Annotated in this window: 18 protein-coding genes and 2 pseudogenes; 5 read left to right on the top strand and 15 right to left on the bottom strand. The window is 42.7% G+C overall.

All coding sequences use genetic code 11. The annotated features are described in order from the left end of the window. On the top strand, positions 1–687 hold a 687-nt coding region (locus IQP38_RS21085; RefSeq protein WP_193837998.1), incomplete at its 5' end, for an IS110 family transposase. 22 nt (positions 688–709) lie between these two features. Here IQP38_RS21085 and IQP38_RS21090 read toward each other — a convergent pair. From IQP38_RS21090 to IQP38_RS21125, 6 genes are all read right to left on the bottom strand, one after another. Continuing rightward, a complete protein-coding gene (locus tag IQP38_RS21090) occupies positions 710–1,012 on the bottom strand; it encodes a hypothetical protein (RefSeq protein WP_193837999.1) in 303 nt (100 codons plus the stop codon). A 154-nt stretch (positions 1,013–1,166) separates the two neighbouring features. Further along, positions 1,167–2,156 carry a ParA family protein gene (locus IQP38_RS21100; RefSeq protein ID WP_105068981.1) on the bottom strand — a complete coding sequence of 330 codons (990 nt, stop codon included), beginning with the start codon at positions 2,154–2,156 and terminating at the stop codon, positions 1,167–1,169. Positions 2,157–2,301: 145 nt separating this feature from the next. Then, positions 2,302–2,997, bottom strand: a complete 696-nt coding sequence (locus tag IQP38_RS21110; RefSeq protein ID WP_193838000.1) for a DUF5677 domain-containing protein — start codon at positions 2,995–2,997, stop codon at positions 2,302–2,304. A gap of 330 nt (positions 2,998–3,327) precedes the next feature. After that, positions 3,328–3,744, bottom strand: a complete 417-nt coding sequence (locus tag IQP38_RS21115; RefSeq protein ID WP_054579164.1) for a hypothetical protein — start codon at positions 3,742–3,744, stop codon at positions 3,328–3,330. A 26-nt stretch (positions 3,745–3,770) separates the two neighbouring features. Beyond that, positions 3,771–4,184 (bottom strand): helix-turn-helix domain-containing protein, encoded by a 414-nt coding sequence (locus tag IQP38_RS21120; RefSeq protein WP_025998577.1) that lies wholly within the window; start codon positions 4,182–4,184, stop codon positions 3,771–3,773. Positions 4,185–4,194: 10 nt separating this feature from the next. Beyond that, positions 4,195–4,503, bottom strand: coding sequence for a type II toxin-antitoxin system HigB family toxin (locus tag IQP38_RS21125; RefSeq protein ID WP_136976188.1), 309 nt, complete (start codon positions 4,501–4,503; stop codon positions 4,195–4,197). Positions 4,504–4,683: 180 nt separating this feature from the next. Between IQP38_RS21125 and IQP38_RS21130 the strand changes: the two genes are divergently transcribed. Beyond that, a complete protein-coding gene (locus IQP38_RS21130) occupies positions 4,684–4,929 on the top strand; it encodes a type II toxin-antitoxin system CcdA family antitoxin (protein WP_025998575.1) in 246 nt (81 codons plus the stop codon). Beyond that, positions 4,929–5,246 carry a CcdB family protein gene (locus IQP38_RS21135; protein ID WP_017634137.1) on the top strand — a complete coding sequence of 106 codons (318 nt, stop codon included), beginning with the start codon at positions 4,929–4,931 and terminating at the stop codon, positions 5,244–5,246. Before IQP38_RS21130 ends, IQP38_RS21135 begins: the two co-directional genes overlap by 1 nt. Positions 5,247–5,373: 127 nt before the next feature. Here IQP38_RS21135 and IQP38_RS21140 read toward each other — a convergent pair. The 9 genes and pseudogenes from IQP38_RS21140 to IQP38_RS21180 form a co-directional block, all read right to left on the bottom strand. Next, positions 5,374–5,660, bottom strand: a pseudogene (locus IQP38_RS21140) (type II toxin-antitoxin system RelE/ParE family toxin). Further along, positions 5,657–5,939 (bottom strand): annotated as a pseudogene (locus tag IQP38_RS21145) (type II toxin-antitoxin system Phd/YefM family antitoxin). The pseudogenes IQP38_RS21140 and IQP38_RS21145 overlap by 4 nt, the downstream one beginning before the upstream one ends. Before the next feature lie 274 nt (positions 5,940–6,213). Then, positions 6,214–7,749: a BCCT family transporter gene (locus IQP38_RS21150; RefSeq protein WP_017634138.1), complete on the bottom strand. Its 1,536-nt coding sequence runs from the start codon at positions 7,747–7,749 to the stop codon at positions 6,214–6,216. After that, positions 7,736–8,638: a homocysteine S-methyltransferase family protein gene (locus IQP38_RS21155; protein ID WP_193838001.1), complete on the bottom strand. Its 903-nt coding sequence runs from the start codon at positions 8,636–8,638 to the stop codon at positions 7,736–7,738. The genes IQP38_RS21150 and IQP38_RS21155 overlap by 14 nt, the downstream gene beginning before the upstream one ends. Positions 8,639–9,410: 772 nt before the next feature. Further along, positions 9,411–10,571: a galactokinase gene (gene galK, locus IQP38_RS21160; protein WP_017634140.1), complete on the bottom strand. Its 1,161-nt coding sequence runs from the start codon at positions 10,569–10,571 to the stop codon at positions 9,411–9,413. Between the two features lie 112 nt (positions 10,572–10,683). Next, positions 10,684–11,736 (bottom strand): UDP-glucose--hexose-1-phosphate uridylyltransferase, encoded by a 1,053-nt coding sequence (locus IQP38_RS21165; protein WP_017634141.1) that lies wholly within the window; start codon positions 11,734–11,736, stop codon positions 10,684–10,686. An 83-nt stretch (positions 11,737–11,819) separates the two neighbouring features. After that, entirely contained in the window at positions 11,820–12,830 is a 1,011-nt protein-coding gene (galE, locus tag IQP38_RS21170) for a UDP-glucose 4-epimerase GalE (RefSeq protein ID WP_193838002.1), read from the bottom strand. 128 nt (positions 12,831–12,958) lie between these two features. After that, a complete protein-coding gene (locus tag IQP38_RS21175) occupies positions 12,959–14,680 on the bottom strand; it encodes a solute:sodium symporter family transporter (protein WP_193838003.1) in 1,722 nt (573 codons plus the stop codon). A 130-nt stretch (positions 14,681–14,810) separates the two neighbouring features. Beyond that, complete coding sequence (locus IQP38_RS21180; protein WP_017634144.1) at positions 14,811–16,913, bottom strand: alpha-galactosidase; 2,103 nt, start codon at positions 16,911–16,913, stop codon at positions 14,811–14,813. Positions 16,914–17,144: 231 nt separating this feature from the next. On the opposite strand from IQP38_RS21180, the gene IQP38_RS21185 reads away from it, so the two are divergent. Continuing rightward, positions 17,145–18,206: a LacI family DNA-binding transcriptional regulator gene (locus IQP38_RS21185; protein WP_193838004.1), complete on the top strand. Its 1,062-nt coding sequence runs from the start codon at positions 17,145–17,147 to the stop codon at positions 18,204–18,206. Positions 18,207–18,366: 160 nt separating this feature from the next. Next, positions 18,367–18,576 carry a hypothetical protein gene (locus IQP38_RS21190; RefSeq protein WP_017634146.1) on the top strand — a complete coding sequence of 70 codons (210 nt, stop codon included), beginning with the start codon at positions 18,367–18,369 and terminating at the stop codon, positions 18,574–18,576. The last annotated feature ends 664 nt before the right edge of the window (positions 18,577–19,240 follow it).

Raw genomic sequence — 19,240 nt, forward strand, 5'->3', positions numbered from 1 at the left:
GGTGCCATTGGTCAACGAGCTAAGAACGACCGTTTAGATGCCGCTCTCATCGCACATTATGCCGAACGTGTTCAGCCAGAACTGACCAAACTAAAAAGCGAAAACATACGTCTTATGAGTGACTTAGTCACAAGGCGTAACCAGCTACTCACCATGCAAACCATGGAAAGAAACCGACTACAAATATTACCTAAGAATATCTCGTCTACGATTACCCCTATCCTTACCGCCCTGAAAAATCAGATTGAAAAAGTAGAAGCAAAGATAGCGAAACTGATTGAGAGTTGTCCTGAGTATCAAGCCAAAAATACTATTCTCCAAAGCATGCCTGGTGTTGGTAAAGTCCTTGCGGCATCCCTAATTAGTAATGTACCCGAGTTGGGCTTTATCACTAACAAACAAGCTTCTTCTCTCATTGGTGTCGCACCGATAACAAGAGAAAGTGGCCGCTTTAAAGGTAAGCGGCTGATACAAGGAGGGCGGACTCAAGTTAGGACCGTTATGTACATGGCGATGATGTCGGCTATCCAATGCAACCCTGTTTTCAGAGCAACTTATGAACGACTACTTACGGCAGGAAAACCGAAAAAAGTTGCCATTGTTGCCTGCATGAGAAAGATGGTTGTTATCTTAAATTCAATGCTAAGAGATGGTGTTATGTGGGATACAGATAGCCTCAAAAATTAACTATTGACGCCATAGTCTCTTGTTATACGTTTATATTTCTGATGATCTTATTGCAAGCACTAACAACGTCGGAACGATAGAACTTAATCGTTTCAACCAGGTCTTTATCGGCTTTTGCAAGAAACTCCTCTGAGCAATTCAACCGAACATGATTAAGTGGTAAATGATCCGTTTCCGATGCTATGAGAGCAAATACGTGGTAATTAGTGTCCCAACATTGCCCATACATTTCGTTTCCAATACGCGATAATGCAATTACGTTTTCTAAATAATTTTCATCTGTTTCGAGTAGGTTCATTGCAAGTTGAATCGCTTCTTCCGACATTTACTTACCTCTGATTTCCCAAAAACGTATAACGCCCTGTTAAGGTGTGAGCAACGCAATACCGAAGTCACCGCATACCACCTTAAACACTAAACGCAACGCATAGTAAAAATGCCACGCGTTGCGAATCACTCTTAAACAGTTTGTTATACGGTTATAGCACGCTAAGAAGCTTTTGAACTATCGGATCGAAATGACTAGCAGAATCTCTTGCTCTCGTTATATGGGCTCCATTTAGACCATCACGTGATGTACAGTCAAATACTGGTTTTTTAGCATCCAACGAATAAGGGATTAAGCTATGAAGGTTAGGAATTTGTCCAATATTCCAGTTCCCATCACCCCAGTCATGTACTTGTCCCAAAGGAGCTAAAACGTCGATTATGTTTTGCTGTACAGCTGTCTGAACTTGATCACCAAAGATTGCCCAACCTCTGGTCATTCCGTTGGTATTCTGACGAATATTGTGTTGTTGCATCACATACCCCAGGAATGTCGGCTTGCCTTGAGGTAAGTCAATGGTACCTGCGGCAGCACTATTGCACTGATCCCACTCTCTACGCCAAACCTCTAATTTAGCCCCCAAGTTTTTCGTACCTCGAATCGAAAATAAGTCTGGAGACATTGGAGCTATAAAGTAGTCACTCGCAGCCAAAACAGACCTATTAAGCGCGCCTAGATTAGGACCCAAATCGAGCATCACAACATCCGCCTCGACCTGTTCTGCTGCCCATTTAATATATCGGTATATCGCTGATTGAATACGTAAAGCTGGAGCGCTGCCACCTTTCGCACTACTCCAAGAGTCACCAAGGGAATCTTCGTAGTTACTAAGCAATACATCACCGGGAACGATATATAAATTAGGATAATTTTCACTTAACAAAGATGGTCTTCTTTGTCTAATATCACCCAAACCCTCATAAACTCGTTCAATTGCATTCCAGATACTATTGCCTCGGTCAGATCTCCAACTTCTCTCAAGTTCGGTGTCTGACAAAGAGTAAGCTGACAAGTTACATTGACTATCTAGATCAACTACTAAAACTTTTTTACCAGCCCTCTCTAGCAAGTGAGCAATATGGTACATGTAAGTAGTTTTACCTACTCCACCTTTGTTATTAAAAATACTTATTATTTTCATCTTTTCCTCAATAATTAACCTAACCGTATAACGCCCTGTTAAGGTGTGAGCAATGCAATACCGATGCCGCCGCATACTACCTTAAACACTAAACGCAACGCATAGTAAAAATGCCACGCGTTGCGAATCACTCTTAAACAGTTTGTTAGGTAAATTTTTTCACTGACTCTGGAACTGTTAATTTTTCACAGATTTCATGCAACAAAGACCATAGATAAAGCTGCCCACAAATTACTAAAATATTATGGTATTCAAAACTATCCATACTTGATCTGCTATTTATAAACAAAGATGAAGGATGTATTAACTTAGAAGTCAATTTGAACACGCTATCGTAGTCATCAACCAATTGAACAGCTTCCGTCATCGCTTTGATTTGTTGTGGCTGCTTTACTACTGGAAGCTCATACTTTTCATATAAACCATCTAACCTTTTCAGCTCATCTTCAAGGTGTTTGTATTCCTCAGAGGTCTCGTTACCGATAGATTGAAAAGCTTGTACTAACGCTTTCTGATCCATAAGAGCTTCCGACACCCATCGATTTAAGTTTTTGTCACTTTGCATAATAAATCTAGCTCTAGCAAGGTTCTCCAATACCGAACGAACACCTAAAGCCAAAAGTTGGATATCTTTATAAGCCCCATTAGCTATATATTTAATGTAACTTTCGTTAGACAATAGCAAGTTTTTCAACATTTCATTTTCGAGAGTAAGGTCTAAATTACACGAACCTTGAGTCCAAGCGATAACTCTTTTGTAATTCTTCCCTATTTTTTCGATGTTTTTTACTACGTCTTTTTCAGTTTTTATTTCAACTCTGTCTCTAATACGTTCTACCACAAGTCCGCTCCTACTTATATTATTTACCTAACGCTTTCTATACGGGTTTTAGCTGTCTTTCATACTCCTATCATGCAATCTTTCCAATTACAGTTCAATTGTTAATCAATAGGTTAATGAGAGGCGCTGGGTATTAGATTGCAAAATAACGGATAGCTATATAGGTAAGGAAAACTCTTATCTAAATGAAGTTAATTAGCTCTAGTGTTAACCAACAATAGAGCATAAATGTTTTGGAAAAGGCAGCGTATCGACATGAACGCTGCCTTTTTGGTGTGATATTCTAATCGTTATGAGTCCTTATTACTTAGTAACGAAACTTTATTCTACTCACACCATTGGTAACTCAAGAAACTCTGCAAGCTCTTGGGCCATCTTGCTATCAATCAAGTCGTTCCAGTAAGTCAGCTCGTTATATTCCATAGAAAAGCGATGCAGTTCGCCAAAATGACTCCTTACCTCAAAGTTAACCATAGCTTCCTCTGGAATGGTGATCGTGCCATTGCCGTACAGGTTAAATAGCCAAGCTTGCGTCATAGAGTTTGGCTTAGCCAGTAGGGCAGTTTGACCACCAACAAAGAACAACGTGATGCGCTCGATACCAGATTCTTTTGCCTGTTCGTCGGCTTCCTTGGCGGCTGCTCTCGCCTTAACCAGTTCAAAATCTTCAAAGGTTTTCTCTAGCTTTTCCGGGCTCATTCTCTTCATGGTAGTTAGGATGCGGTCTAAGTCGATGCCTTTATTCATGATGTGTCCTTGCTGGTGGTGTTCTGCTAAATAAACATATGCTTTGGTACGCCGAAACGTTCCGATAGCGCTTTAATGTGTCCAACGGTTAGTTGGCGTTTACCGCTTAGGATTAGCGATACTAGCGACTTGCCACCAATCTCAGGTAAATCACTTAGAGTTAGGCGGTATTGGTCGATGAGAACGCGAAGAGTGGCGATACCAGTATCTAGGCTATCAATGTGCGCGTTAAACTCTTGGAAGTGTTCTGATTCTTCCTCGTAGCGTTCAAGTACAGGGAATAGCAAGTCAATCAAGACATGGTTTTCCTCGTAGTCTTCTACTAGCGTATCCATGAGTTCCATAAGCTCTAGATATTGCTCATGGTCACGGATGCCTTGTAACCAAGGCATCGCTGTGTGAATTTCATTTGATAGGGTTTTTAGAGCTTGAATGTTCATGCTTACCCCTTTACCCCTTTGTTCTGTGTTGGTCTGCTATCTTGTCGTATTCTGCGTGGGTAACGATGTATTTAACGAAGCATTTCCCACCTGTAAATTCGATAAAGGCGATTAACCTTAATGAACCTCCGCCAATGTCGATGACATACCACTTGTCTACGTATTTAAAGTTATCCAATGACGGAAAAAGTTGTTTTAGTTGTTCTGGTGTTTTTGCTTTTGTTGCTTTTAGCGTTTTGAAAGTTGAGTCTAGTGCCTCGGCACATTGCGGATATAGTCGCTTTGCCGTTTCAAAAGGCTCTCGTTTAATTACGTGCATTTCCTAACTCTTGTTTACATCATGTAAACACTATAGGACACTCACACCAAGTTTACAATATGTAAACAAAAAGACCTGATTAATTGAGCCTTTATGGAGTGAGCAGTCCGAAATGCTTGTTATATGCTTGTGTGTGCGCCTATAATTTATGCGCACACACAATACGCACAGGTTACTATTATGAGAAATGCATATAGTACGCAAGCACCAAAGAAAGCTACAAACTTAAGCTTAAACAGTGAGTTACTTGCGGAGGCTAAACGGTTAAATATAAACCTTTCGGCAACAATGGAAAAGGCACTTGAAAAAGAAGTACGTCAACGCCTTAAGGCTGAATGGTTAAAGCAAAATGCTGAGGGCATTAATGCTTGTAACGAGCTAACTGAAAATCATGGACTATTTTCTGATTCTTACCGAGTATTCTAATGTCACAATTCTCGCTATACAAAAACAACGATAAAAACACAGCAACCGCATACCCATACTTTGTTGACGTTCAAAGTGGATTGCTGGATACATTGAACACTCGGTTAGTTATTCCGTTGACGCCTACTGAGTTGTTAGAGAAAAAAGCACCTAGTCATCTATGTCCCGTAATCCATATTGATGAAGGTGACTTCGTAATTCTGACGCATCAAATGGCAAGTGTACCAACCAAAATTCTAAGAGAGCCTGTAAGCAATCTAAGCACTTTTAGAGACGAGATCATCTCTGCTATCGATTTTCTTATTACGGGCATATAACGCCGCGCTAAGTGGTGAGCCACGCAACCACGACACTTAACTTGGACGCAGTAAACACTAAACTTGATCCAAACTAAAAATGCCAAGCGTTGGGAATCACTCTTAAATGCTTTGTTAAAACGCAGTTTTACACATCATATTCCGACAGCATTTGACGACAATTACGAACTGTTAGTACGCGGATTTCATGACTTAAGCCGTGGATAATACGATAGTGACCAAAGATAATTTCACGATAATTCGTATGAGACATTTCAGGAACAAAGCGCCCCACTTCAGGCATACTGCCAAGTAGTTCACTTTTATCAAAACTTCGTTGACCCACTTTTCTGCTGCAGATGGGTTATCCAAAGAAATGAACTCCGCTGTATCGCCTAACTTTTGAAGCGCTAATGGAGACCAAATTACTTTCATTTTTTAATGCGCCCCAAAACTTGAGCACGCGCATCATCATTGGAAACGCCAAGACCTGAAGCTAACTGAGCTTCCGCTGTACGCATTTCTTCCAGCAATTCGATTTTCTTCTTGCATTGCTTCATACTCTGCAACATCAAGAACAACAGCAACACCTTTGCCACGTTGTGTAATTACCAATGGACGGCGAGTCTCATTGATTTGTTTGATGTAAGAAGCTACACCTGCGCGAAGCTCAGACAACGGTTGAATGTCTTGATCGAAATGAATACGACTCATACTGAACTCCATCTGGTACAAAATAATGTACAAATAGTAGTTCAACTAACCGTTATGAGAAAGAAGTCGATTCTGCGTTATAACACCCTTAGATACCTCATCAACCTTCAAGGCAATAACATGAAGTAGTAGATAAATAAAACTTAACTAACTTTACCCATTCACTAACGTAATGAAATTCAGGCACAATCTTATAAGCATTATTGAGATTTCTCTACGAAGAAAAAGGTAACACGCTTCAAATTTAAACATGAAGAGGGTTTGTTATTTAAGGTTAAGCAATCAGTTCTTGTGCTTCCACAGAGGCTTCCGACTCTGCTTGCGAAGCTGCCTTACCTTTCAGTTCCATCATGAGTTGTTTAACCAAAATTCCGTAGATAAACATCATCGGTAGTCCCGCGACCACGCACAAGGATTTAATGGTATTGATACCACCACCCGTGAGGAATACGCTAAAGCTGATAAGTGCGATCGCCCCTGCCCACATCAATTTGACCTTGTTATCTGGGTCTCCGTTTAGGGACAGCTGATTCGTCGTCAGCATCGAGGTGGCCACGCTAGCGCTCGACATCGTAGTCAACATCAAGAAGAACTGAATCACCAAAAAGACCGCAAGAACCACATTGTTCGCTGGCAAGGTTTTGATCAACGAGACGACGGCAAACGTCAATCCACCATTGCTCATCCACTCTTGAACGGGATAACCACCTAATAACTGCGCCCAAACCGCATAGCCCCCAAAGATTGAGATAAAGAATGCGCATCCCAGAGCGCCCATAGAGATGGTATACAAGATGACTTCACGGATAGTGCGGCCTCTCGATATGCGCGTAATAAACAACCCCATCATGATTAGGTACGCGTAGTACCAGAACCAATAATATTGAGTCCATGCTTGAGGGAAACCACTCTTTTGCACCGGGTCTGTCCAAAGAGACATGCGGAAGAAACTATCGAGCATGACACCGAGTGAATCCGTCACGTTGTTCAGCACAAATTGTGCATTTGATGAAAACAGCACAAATAAGGCAAAGATAATCGCAGTGATGACCGTGTAATCGGATACATTACTGATGCCTTTGTTGAAGCCCACCAGCGTCACTGCGAATAAAACCAATACGAACAAGAAAATGATGCAGCCTTGAAGCAACAAATTATTATCTATCCCAAATAACTCTGCTGCTCCTGTACTAAGCAGAGTAACGGTTAACGCTAATGAACTAGCAAAGGCCGCGAGTGTTCCGAAGATGGCCAAAAGGTCGACGCATTTGCCCACGATTGGATTCTTACCCAATACGGGTTCACACAGTGTGGAGAGCTTCAATGTACGGCGTTTTTGTACATAGAAAGCGTAAGCAAAAGGAATCGCAGGGAAACAGTAGATCGCCCACCCTGTAATTCCCCAGTGGAACATTGAATAAGTGACTGACCACGCCGCTGCAGTGTAGCTGTTCGCTTCGGCAAATAGCGGTGGAGATTGCAGGTAGTACATCGGTTCTCCAATCCCCCAATAAATGAGCGATGCACCAACACCAGCCGTAAAGATCATACCGCCAAAAGAGAAGTTCGAATACTCAGGCTTTCCTTCCCCTAATCGAATGTCACCGTACTTGGAAAACGCTAACCACAGTAGAAAGCCAACAAGAGTAAGACTGCAGATTTGCACCAACCAGCCAAACCAATCAGTCACAAACGTCATTGCGTTGTTCGCCATAGCTTGAGACTGCTCAGGGAACATCGAAGAGACAAGTAAAATGAGTAGGACAGTGCCAATCGCAGGAATGGTGAGTCCGAGATTAAGATTCTTCAAGGCTGTCTCTCCATGCTGTGAGTTCTTCAATATGACTAGGCTCAATGCCACAACAGCCACCAATGATACTCGCCCCTAAACGATACCACTTTTTAGCGTATTCTAGATATTCTGTTGGAGAGAAGTTTCTAAGCCCTTGGTATGACTCATTCGCTTGGTGATTCGCTTTAATTGGTGCAAAGCTGTTTGCGTAGACACCAATGGTTAACGTTTTCCCTGTTCGTCTCAGCACTTGATTCACATCTTTGATCGCTTGTTCAATCACTTCAGGAATTGAGCAATTGAAAAAAATACCGGTCGCATTAGTATCAAGAAGCGCCTCAACGGCGTCAGTGACAAGCTCACCAGAGCGCAGATGCGAGACTTCGCTGACTTCATCTTCTAACGTGAACGAGATGTAAACTGGCTTGTCGCTTTTAGACAGAACTTTGCTGATCACTCGCGCTTCACCAAGGCTTGCAACGGTTTCCGCCAACCAAATGTCTACATGTGGCTCTTGCGCTTCAAATAGAGTCACATTGATGTCGTAAGCACGCTTTTCTTCAAATAAATCAGGTCTATAAGAACCAAAGGCAGGAGGTATCGCGCCGGCAACAAGCACTTCTTTTTGTGACGCGGTCACGACATCACGAGCAATTTTCGCGGCTTTCTCTGCCAGCTCGCGTCCCTGCTCGGCATACAAATCTTCACCTAGATGAAACGGAACACAGGCATAGCTGTTGACGGTAATGATTTGTGCTCCAGCATCAATAAAACCCTGATGCGCTTGCGTAACATGTTGTGGGGATTCGATAAGTGCTTGGGCACTCCAGTGAGGTTGAGAAAACGGTGCGCCTATGCGTTTTAGCTCGCGCCCCATGCCCCCATCCAATATTGTAAGATTCATCATTTAGACTTCCATACTGCTAAAATCCATATGGCAATTCAATCACAATATGATGTAAGTGAAAGTTATATTTTCTCACTCTTAATATGAAGAAAATTCATATTAGTAGAAGAATTGCTGTGCAGATGTCTTAATGACAAAGACTACGTATGAGTTTCCGCCATCAGCACAACGCACCACTCTGTAATGAGTTGGGAAAGGAAATAAGTAGACGCAGTCCTATTTAGTTCATAGGGCAAGAAAATAAGCCGTGAGTTTAACCGCCATAAAAGAGTCCATCACCAAGGATAAAACCAAGCGGTTACATCGCTCCTGTGTCAATACCGCAACAGCCTTCAGTCCTGGTCACAAAGGCGTTAAGATCAAGTCTTATTGTTGTTATGCTAAAAGATAACTCGAGATGCCATAAGACTTATACATTGGTACACCTTCGGCTATGAGATACTTTTATAATTTTATGTTATTAAATATCCTCATATGGCTATCTTCAAAATCTGGTCAAGAGATATCCATTAGGATTGATTATTTTTATGGATACTAAAGCCTTGAGAGCATCAAAGTATACGAGCCTAAAGCTCAGAAAAAAGGCCTCTAGGAGCACCTGAGGCCATTTGAAAATGTAAGGTTAAGAAACAACAGAGTAAAAATAAAAACGACTAACTAAAAAAATCAGCTAAGTCCAATTTCAGTTACTTGACTCGTCTCCTTTCTGCTATGTCAGCATATTCCATATGCTTTTGAGCGAGCATACAAATAAGATGAACAGCCCTGTAGCTTATTTTCCTTTAAGGACTCCAGCGCCATCGGTTGCTCTACAGACGTATATATCCTCCTTAAGGCCAGTTGCAGATTCGTATTTATTTTTAACGGCGAGTTTTAGATTTTCGACTAAATGCATAGGAACCAGAGCAACAACACAACCACCAAAACCACCGCCAGTCATTCGCACACCACCTTGGTCACCAATCGTATCTTTCACAATTTCAACTAAAGTATCGATTTCTTTAACTGTGATTTCAAAGTCATCACGCATTGACGCATGTGACTCCGCCATGAGTTCGCCCATACGCTTTATGTCGTGCGCACGAAGTGCTTGCGCCGCTTTAACAGTGCGGTCATTTTCTGTGATCACGTGGCGAGCTCGCTTCGCAACCATGTCATCCAGCTCAGACACTTTTTCGTCAAACTGCTCAATGGTAACATCACGTAACGCTGCCACACCAAAGGTGCGTGCCGCTTCTTCACACTGCTTACGGCGCGTGTTGTATTCGCTGTCTACCAAGCCACGTTTTTTGTTCGAGTTGATTATCACAACCGCGATGTCCTCTGGCATCGGGACCGCCTCGGTTTCTAAACTACGACAATCCAATAATATGGCGTGGTTTTCACGACCTTCTGCCGAAATCATTTGGTCCATGATACCGCAGTTACAGCCAACGAATTCGTTCTCTGCTTGCTGACCATTTAGGGCTATTTCTGCTTGGCTGATTTCCAGATTAAACAGTACTTTAAACGTTTGCCCTATCACCACTTCCAATGCAGCCGATGAGCTTAAACCTGCTCCTTGCGGAACATTACCACTAACCGCAATATCCGCTCCAGTAAATTGGTAACCGCGAGAAAGAAGACTTTTGACCACCCCGCGAATATAGTTCGCCCACATTTGGTTAGATTGGAATACAATCTCTTGACTGATATCGAACTCATCAATTGCATTACCATAATCCACGGATACCACACGTACTAGAGTGTCTTCACGTTTCGCAGCAGCGACTATCGTTTGGTAATTGATTGCGCATGGCAGCACAAAACCATCGTTGTAGTCAGTATGCTCACCAATGAGGTTTACACGGCCAGGAGCTTGAATAATATGGCTCGGTGCATAGCCCAGCAATTCTTCAAAAGAGCTTTCAACATTTTGGATTAAATCAGACATAAGTGGCGTTCTCTTAAGATATAAATTTGGTGTTGGGGAAGTACTTTGAGCCTCATGTTTCATCGCAAGGTGGTACTCCCCATTTTGTTCGCTATCAATAGTTCTCGAGAGTTTATGACTCTTTATAATGCACATCACTTAAATCGCGTAAACGTTGTGCAGCCTGCTCCGCTGTTAGGTCTCGTTGATTTTCTGCGAGCATTTCATAACCCACCATGAACTTGCGAACCGTGGCACTACGAAGTAATGGTGGGTAGAACAGCGCATGTAATTGCCAATGGTTGATATCGGTGCCTTCTTCAAAGAATGGTGCATAGTGCCAACCCATCGAGTAAGGAAAAGAACATTGGAATAAATTGTCGTAGCGACTCGTCAGCTTTTTGATAGCAACTGCAAGGTCATCACGTTGTTCATCGGTTAGCTCACTCATGCGGCGTATGTGTACTTTCGGAAGAAGCATGGTTTCGAACGGCCATGCAGCCCAGTACGGTACAACGGCAATCCAATATTCAGTTTCAACCACTGTACGTGAACCGTCTTTAAGTTCAGCTTGCACGTAGTCCACCAGCAAGTTGCTGCCATGTTCTTGGTAATACGCTTTTAAGTTGCGCTCTTTGCGCTCAATTTCGTTTGGTAAGAAGCTGTTCGCCCAGATTTGACCGTGTGGGTGAGGCTGAGAACAACCCATGGTTTCGCCTTTATTTTCGAATGCTTGAACCCAAATGTAGTCTTTGCCTAACTCTTCGATTTGATCATTCCATGTATCAATCACGCCGCGAATTTTATCAACTGGCAATTCCGGTAAGGTTTTGCTGTGATCAGGCGAGAAACAGATGACGCGGCTCAAACCACGCACACCCTGAGATTTGAATAGCGGATTATCTGACTTAGGTGCATCTGGTGAGTCCACCACCAATGCTGCAAAATCATTTTGGAATACGTATGTACCTTGGTAATCTGGGTTAACATCCCCTGAAATACGCGCATTAGTTGGACAAAGGAAGCACTTCTCATCGTAGCTTGGTTGTTCGTTAATCTCTGGTTTCTCATCAGCCCCACTCCAAGGACGTTTAGCACGATGAGGAGAGACCAAAACCCACTGCCCGGTTAATGGATTGTAACGGCGATGTGGGTGATCTATTGGATTGAATTCAACATTTGACATATTACTTGCTCATCTTTTTTAGTCTGTCTTCGATTTGGCACACACCAAACTCATCAATTTGTTTAAAAGAAGTTTCGAGTACATTAATACCCGTCAGGATTACTCGATTGCCAATTCCACGTATCTGCCGTCATTTCAGCAATGCTGCGGGTAGCTTTCCAACCGAGCTCTCTTTGTGCTTTTTCCGTACTGGCCCAACATTCTGCAATGTCTCCAGGGCGACGAGGACAAAGCTCGTAAGGGATTGGATGACCACATGCCGTTGAGAACGCTTCGACCATTTCAAGTACGCTCGAACCTTTGCCCGTGCCTAAGTTGTACACGTGCAAGCCGGCCTTTTCGCCGACCGATTTCAGGGCTGCGATATGGCCGTCAGCCAAATCCATTACGTGGATGTAGTCACGAACACCAGTGCCATCCGGTGTGGAGTAGTCGCTACCGAATACCGACAATTTTTCTCGACGACCAACCGCGACTTGAGCGATGAACGGCATTAAATTGTTTGGGATCCCCTGTGGATCTTCGCCCATGGTGCCCGACGGGTGTGCACCAACGGGGTTGAAGTAACGTAACAAAGTCACACTCCAATCCTGTTCAGCTTGAAACAGGTCACTCAAACACTCTTCCACCATGTATTTACTGCGACCATAAGGGTTAGTGGTTGCACCTGTTGGTGACTCTTCCGTAATAGGCACAACCTTAGGATCACCATAAACCGTTGCAGATGAGCTAAATACAATGCTTTTTACACCCGATTTGCGCATACTGTGCACCAACACCAATGAACCATTAACGTTATTATCGTAATACTCCAATGGTTTTATAACGGATTCGCCAACGGCTTTTAGACCTGCAAAATGAATCACAGCTTGAATATCATGTTTATTAAATACTGAGTCTAAAAAGTCTTCATCTCGAATGTCGCCTTGATAGAAAGCTGGTTGCTGCCCTGTTAGTGCCTCTATACGATTTAATACCTCTATTTTGGAATTACATAGGTTGTCTACGATGATTGGTTCCATACCAGCTTTGATCATCTGCACACATGTGTGACTACCGATATACCCCATTCCGCCTGTGACAAGAACTGCCATAAATACTTTTCCACCTTTCAACGTAAAAATCTCTAGATCAGGTATACCCGCATCATGCGCATATTCGGGCATACCGATCTATCTACTTGCTGTCCGTTTTTAATGATTAAATAATTAGTGTGGTTTGATTACGGCATGTACATATCATTCAGCTTGGTTACCTGTTTGCTTTTCCTACGTTTCAATAAATAGTTAAAGGTCACACCAAGCATTAAGATAACACCGCAAAAACCATACACTTGCATGACCGTTGGGTCGTTTGAAACAAAACCTACGTCCGAAAACATTACATATGCACCCAGCACCATATAGAGAATGACTGCGGACGCCTCAAAGCGGAAAGACCATGGCGTCACATCGATGCTTTCATTAACTGGCATCACATAATCCGTATCACGTGGCACAAAAAAACCAATCGCAAACATCAGTAAAGTACAAACTACAAATAAAATCGCTAATTGATGTAAGAAGTGGATTGGGGTGTCAAAGATCAATTGCATCGCAGCATAGGAGCTCACAAAAATCGTTAGTGCAACTTTGGCTGCAATAGCTGGTACACGTTTTGAAATGTAACCAACGAACACAATGGTGAAGATAGGCACACTGAAAAAGCCAGCAACCATTTGTAAATATTGGAATAAACCTTCTGGTGCATATAGGATAAACGGTGCAATACAAACAGAGATAATGGCAATGATGACTCCGAATAGCCGCCCCTTACCGACTAACTCTTCATCGGACTTATCTTTACCAAATAATGGCTTATAAACGTTCAATGCAAATAGTGTCGTAGAACTGTTTAACACACCATTAAACGTACTTAATATGGCACCAAACATAACCGCAACAAAGAAGCCAACAAGAGGCTTGGGTAACACTTCATTCACTAAGCGCGTATACATTGTGTCGGGATTACCTGCATCAGAGCCAAACATGTGGAAGGCAATGATGCCGGGAATGATAAGGAATAATGGAGAGATAACCTTAATTGCACCTGCGAGAATGACACCCTTTTGACCTTCTTTCAGGTTCTTTGCGCCAAGCGCACGCTGAATGATGGATTGGTCGGTGCCCCAATAATACAAGTTCACCAATAATAGGCCCGTGAACAGAGTAGAAAATGGCAGTGGATCCGTTTCTTTACCTACGGATTGCAGCTTCTCTGGTGCGGCAGTGAGCAACACGTCCAAACCTTCTATAAAGTTACCGCCGCCTAATGCCATCAGGCCAAATACAGGGATCATTAGGCCACCAAGAATCAATCCTACACCATTGAAGGTATCAGCAATAACGACAGCTTTTAGACCACCATAAATAGCGTAAAAGAAACCTAACAAACCTATCGTGGCAGAGACCAGTGCGATGGAGCTAAATTCAGAAATACCCAATAAACCTTGTACATCGAAGATTTCGCCTAGTACCACTGCGCCAGCGTAAAGAGTAGTAGGAAGAATGTTGATGACGTATTGACACAAGAACAACAAAGTAACGAACTTCTTCACCGACATGTCATAACGGCTTTCTAAGAAATCTGGAATGGTGGTGATACCTTGCTTGAGGTAACGCGGTACAAGCAGCAGCGCAATGACAACCAGAGTAACGCCAGAGGCAACTTCCCACCCCATCACACTCATATTGTGGGTGTAGGCTTGAGCACTCATACCGACAAAACTGGTTGCACTCAAATTGGTAAGAATTAGCGAGCTGGCAATCAGTCCGCCCGTCAAACTTCGTCCTCCAAGGAAGAAACCATCTTGAGAGGTGTGTTTATCATTTTTAACTTTGCTGTAAGTGAACACCACAACAAAGCCCGTAAACAGCAAAAACGAAAGTAATACTGTAATAGACATTTTGTTTCCTTAACAAGTTAAGCAATTCAACTTGCTTGTTGGTTGTAGGGTGCCCCTCTAGCGAGTATAGGAGTGTTTTATCAGGAACAACGTAAGTTGAAACTGGTCGCTAGAGGAGGCAGGTAGAGGTTTAACGTTTTTTAAGATGAACAATAAGCGCTGATTCGGGATCGAGGATCGGGAGTGTCACCCCAATTTCTTTTAAGTTATCACCACTTAGAGTCAGAGTTTTGTCTAGCCATTTCGGACGTTGTTTCATCAATTGAAAACTGGTCTGTGGCATTTCCACAATCTTGATTTCGTAACTGGCCTTTTCATCCGCACAACTCACCCGAAGTGGAGATGGTAGCGCGTGATTTGGCATGGCCAACTGGCAGACCGTAATCAGCATTTCTTTCCCGTTTTCAACACCATAGATGTTCTGGCTATGATCTGCTGGGTCAATACGGAAAGCACGCCCAGAGTGAAGCAAGTCGCGATACTGTTTGTGCAATTGAATATAATGGGCGAAGGCTTGTTTTTCTTCAGCACTCTCTTTTACTGGATCGAGTTCAACGCCCATGTGACCACTTAACGCCGTCACTCCACGCATATTGATGGCATGGCGACGGTTAGTTGAATGACATTCCGCAGGGCCAATGTGTGCACCCATTACTTCAGGCGGAAAGAAATAACTCATACCGCGCTGAATAGCTTGACGTTCTAGCGCATCGTTACAATCAGAAGCCCAGAAGCGATGAGTGCGTTTAAGGATTTCAAAATCAATACGACCACCACCTGAAGAACAAGACTCAATCTCGACCTCAGGATGTGCCGCATAAAGTTCATCTAACAGACGATAAAGCGCTTTAGTTTGACCATGTACAGCTGGCTTACCTTGATGACCTGGCTGCACCAGTTCACGGTTCATATCCCACTTTAGGTAGCCAATGTTGTAGCGAGTTAGTAAGTCATTCAAACGATCAAACAGGTAGTTGAAGCAATCTTTGTTTTGCAAATCCAACACGTATTGCCAACGACCTGAAGGCTGATGGTAGCCTTGCAGACTCAACACCCAATCGGGGTGTTGGCGATATAGATTTGAGTCTTGGCTGACCATCTCGGGTTCAACCCAAAGACCAAATTCCATACCTTTGTTGTTTACGTGCTCAATCACTGGTTCAAGACCATTTGGGTACTTCGTTTCATCCAAATACCAGTCACCAAGCGCGGCACGTTCGCCATCACGACCAACGAACCAACCATCATCAATAATGAAGCGCTCGACCCCCATCTCAGCGGCTTCGGTTGCCATCTGCATGATGTACTCAGGGTTATGATCAAAATAGATACCTTCCCATGTGTTTAAGTGAACCGGGCGGGGTTTACTGCTTGGAAACTGGATAATATTGGTGCGAACAAACTCATGGAATCGTTGTGAAATACCGTTCAAACCCGAGTTGCTGTATGTTGCGTAAAGCCACGGGGACTGGTATGTCTCACCACTTTTTAAACGCTTTTCACCAGAGAGTAACAACTCGCCGGCTTGAACAAAGCGGCGACCATCACTACGAACATCAGCGCGCAGTTGATGATTACCACTCCAACCAAGATGAAAGCCCCATACGTGACCCAATTGCTCGCCAAAGCCATTCGTGCCAGCGAACAGACCAGGGAAATTTTCATGAGAGGTTCGGCCACGGCGGTTTTCTTGCATAAAGCCACCATGTTCAAAGCGCAAGCGTTGAGTTTGAAATTCATGACACCAACGTCCGTGAAATGTCATTAATTCGTTGGCATGATTAGGTAATGGTAAAGTGGAAGAAAGCTTATCTAAACAATACTCGCTTGACGCGATGTTCTTTATTGAGATGCGTTTTTGCACCACGTCGCTATTGAAATCAAGGTGCAGCTCAATGACCAACTCAAGCCCAGCGATGTCGTCTTGAAGTATAAATGTTGCACTACCATCATTTTGCTCAATAGATTTGGTTATGAACACGGGCGCCCAATTATCGCCATTTCGGTGTCCTTCAATACCAGGCGCATTAAAGTGACCACTACCAAGCTCTGGGCATAGTGATAACGGCACGTCGACATCAAGACGAGCCTGAGAAATAGGCCGCTCGGTCGAGAGGATTAAATCAGGGTCAATCTGAGCTATTTTCGCTCCCCAATGAAGGATTTCAGGAACACGATCCACTTTAATGATCATGCTGTGATTCTTAGACTTTAAGTGAACAAATTTTTGCATTCTGCTTCTCTGTTTTCGCAAACATTTAATCTATAAATAATGATGCGCACATTCAGCTTTATTACGACAAAAAAGCCTAACAAATGTGACTCAAATCATGTTAAGGAGGTATTTTTTGTGTGGTTGATCTTGTGTTTTCGGAAACATTTATTCATGTTTTTACGACATTAATCACGAGGAAATTTGAATGAATATGGTAGAATGAATAGCAAATCTGGATAGGAGAATGCAGTGGCAGTCACGTTTAAAGATGTTGCGCGGTTAGCTGGGGTCTCAACTCAAACCGTATCTCGCGTAACCAATGGCGCAGATAACGTCGCGGAAGCAACGCGAAAACGCGTCAACGATGCGATAAAAAAGCTTGGCTATGTACCAAACAAAGGTGCACAAATGCTGAGCCGAGCTAAGTCTCGGATCATCGGTATTGTTTCCTTGGATATCTCTCTGCACGGTGTGGCTCTGATTGCCAACGGAATTCGTAACCAAGCGCATGAGATGGGCTACGGGACAGCGTTAACCGTGCTAGCAAACAACTCTATTGATGAATTTCGCGATGCGATTCGAGAGCTTATTGCACAACAAGTCGATGCTATTATTATCAACGCCCCCGTAAATCAAGACATCGCACAGTGTCTGATTGAGCAGTTCAGTCAACTAACATTGGTATTCATTGATGTTCCTGAAGGGACCCCTGTCAATCATGTTAGGTGTGATCATCATACAGGAGCAAACTTAGCGGTATTACATTTGATTGAACAAAAACGCGATTCCTTCGTGTGTATTTCTGGCCCATCTGAATCGACCGCCTCTAAAATTCGTTACGACGCGTGGCAAACACAACTCCAAAAACATGGAGCCAAAGAAGTTGCTTGTTATGAAGGTGATTGGCAAGCAGCCAGTGGCCACAAAGCGATTAAAGACCTTGTTCTAAAAGGTATAGACTTTGATGCGGTGCTAGTCGCCAATGATCAAATGGCACTCGGTGTTTTATGCGCTCTGTCTGAAGCAGGCATCAATGTGCCAAAGACGGTTTCTGTCATTGGGTTTGATGGTATTCAGGACAGTCAATATTTTTCACCGCCTTTAACCACGATCAAACAAGACTTCGACAAGTTGGGCCGTAAAGCCGTTAAATTAATGCTCAGCCAAATGGAAAAACCAGAGGGAACAATCTCTGAGGTGCTGCCCGTCAATTTCGTCGTCAGACAAAGTACAAGTGAAAAAGCAGATACTTCATATGATAAGCAAGAGGTGCTCGCTTGCCTTGAAAATATTCGTCACCTACTGCCATAATTAGTAGAACTATTTAGCCATCTTTTTTATGTTGCTATTAAGCCGATAGTATAAGAAATGTTAGAAAAGTCTCACTTTTTCTTATCTCAAAGAAGTAGCACTGAAAAAATGCTATATTGAAAGCCTCATATCATCATTCCTCCACAGAAGGAATAACACTATGCCACCCTACCTGGTTACTTACTTCAACGAGAAACATACCGTGATAGATAAAGAAACGATATTTATGAAAAACCTAACCAACGCTAAACGCTCGGCAGAGCATCATGCGCCAAAGGGGACTGACCAAATTGAAATCAAAGATTTAATGGATCAAGTCCTAACTCGATTAACGTTAGATGAAAGCTGGCTTGATAACATTGAAAACTGATATTGCCTAACAATCAAAGTTCGTTTGAGATGTATCAATAAATACACAGGCTTGATTAGTTTTTCGTATTAGCCTTTGACACAGTTTAATTTGTTTGTCTGTCAAAGCCTGTTTACGGTTAAGTTGATCGAGTAAACCTGAAAGCATATCTCTGTCCAAGTTACTCAGTTTTTCAGAATGTATGAGGAGTGTCGTATTTATAAGTTCAGAAAGGTTTCTTGAACTCACAATCACCATTCCTTATCCCACTTCTTTTGTTCCTTAGCCCTTTTTCCTTTCGGATTAAGAACAGGTTTTTTCTGCTTTTGTATCGGTTTGGATAGCTTACTCATATATAATCCTATTTTGATGGTTAACTAAATTTCGCACCTTATCCATGCTGACTATGAAAGAGACGATGATACTACATAGGTCAGCATAAAATAGACAAAAGTGAGTAACGGCACTAGTTAAATTAGCACATTATTAATTATTGTAAGTATCGCAAGACTTTGTTATTTAAATTGATGGATCTCAATCAAGAAGCTACGCTGTGATCGACTACACTCATTAACCTCCGGTTATTAAATAACTAACTGGAAGCAAGACAAACGTGGTAGACCCCGCCGATTAAGTAACCTGCACTGATGAGGCAACAACCCTTCTTTATAAATTAGTAACAAAG

It is taken from the genome of Vibrio sp. OPT41, from assembly GCF_015163595.1.
Classification (GTDB): Bacteria; Pseudomonadota; Gammaproteobacteria; order Enterobacterales; family Vibrionaceae; genus Vibrio; species Vibrio alginolyticus.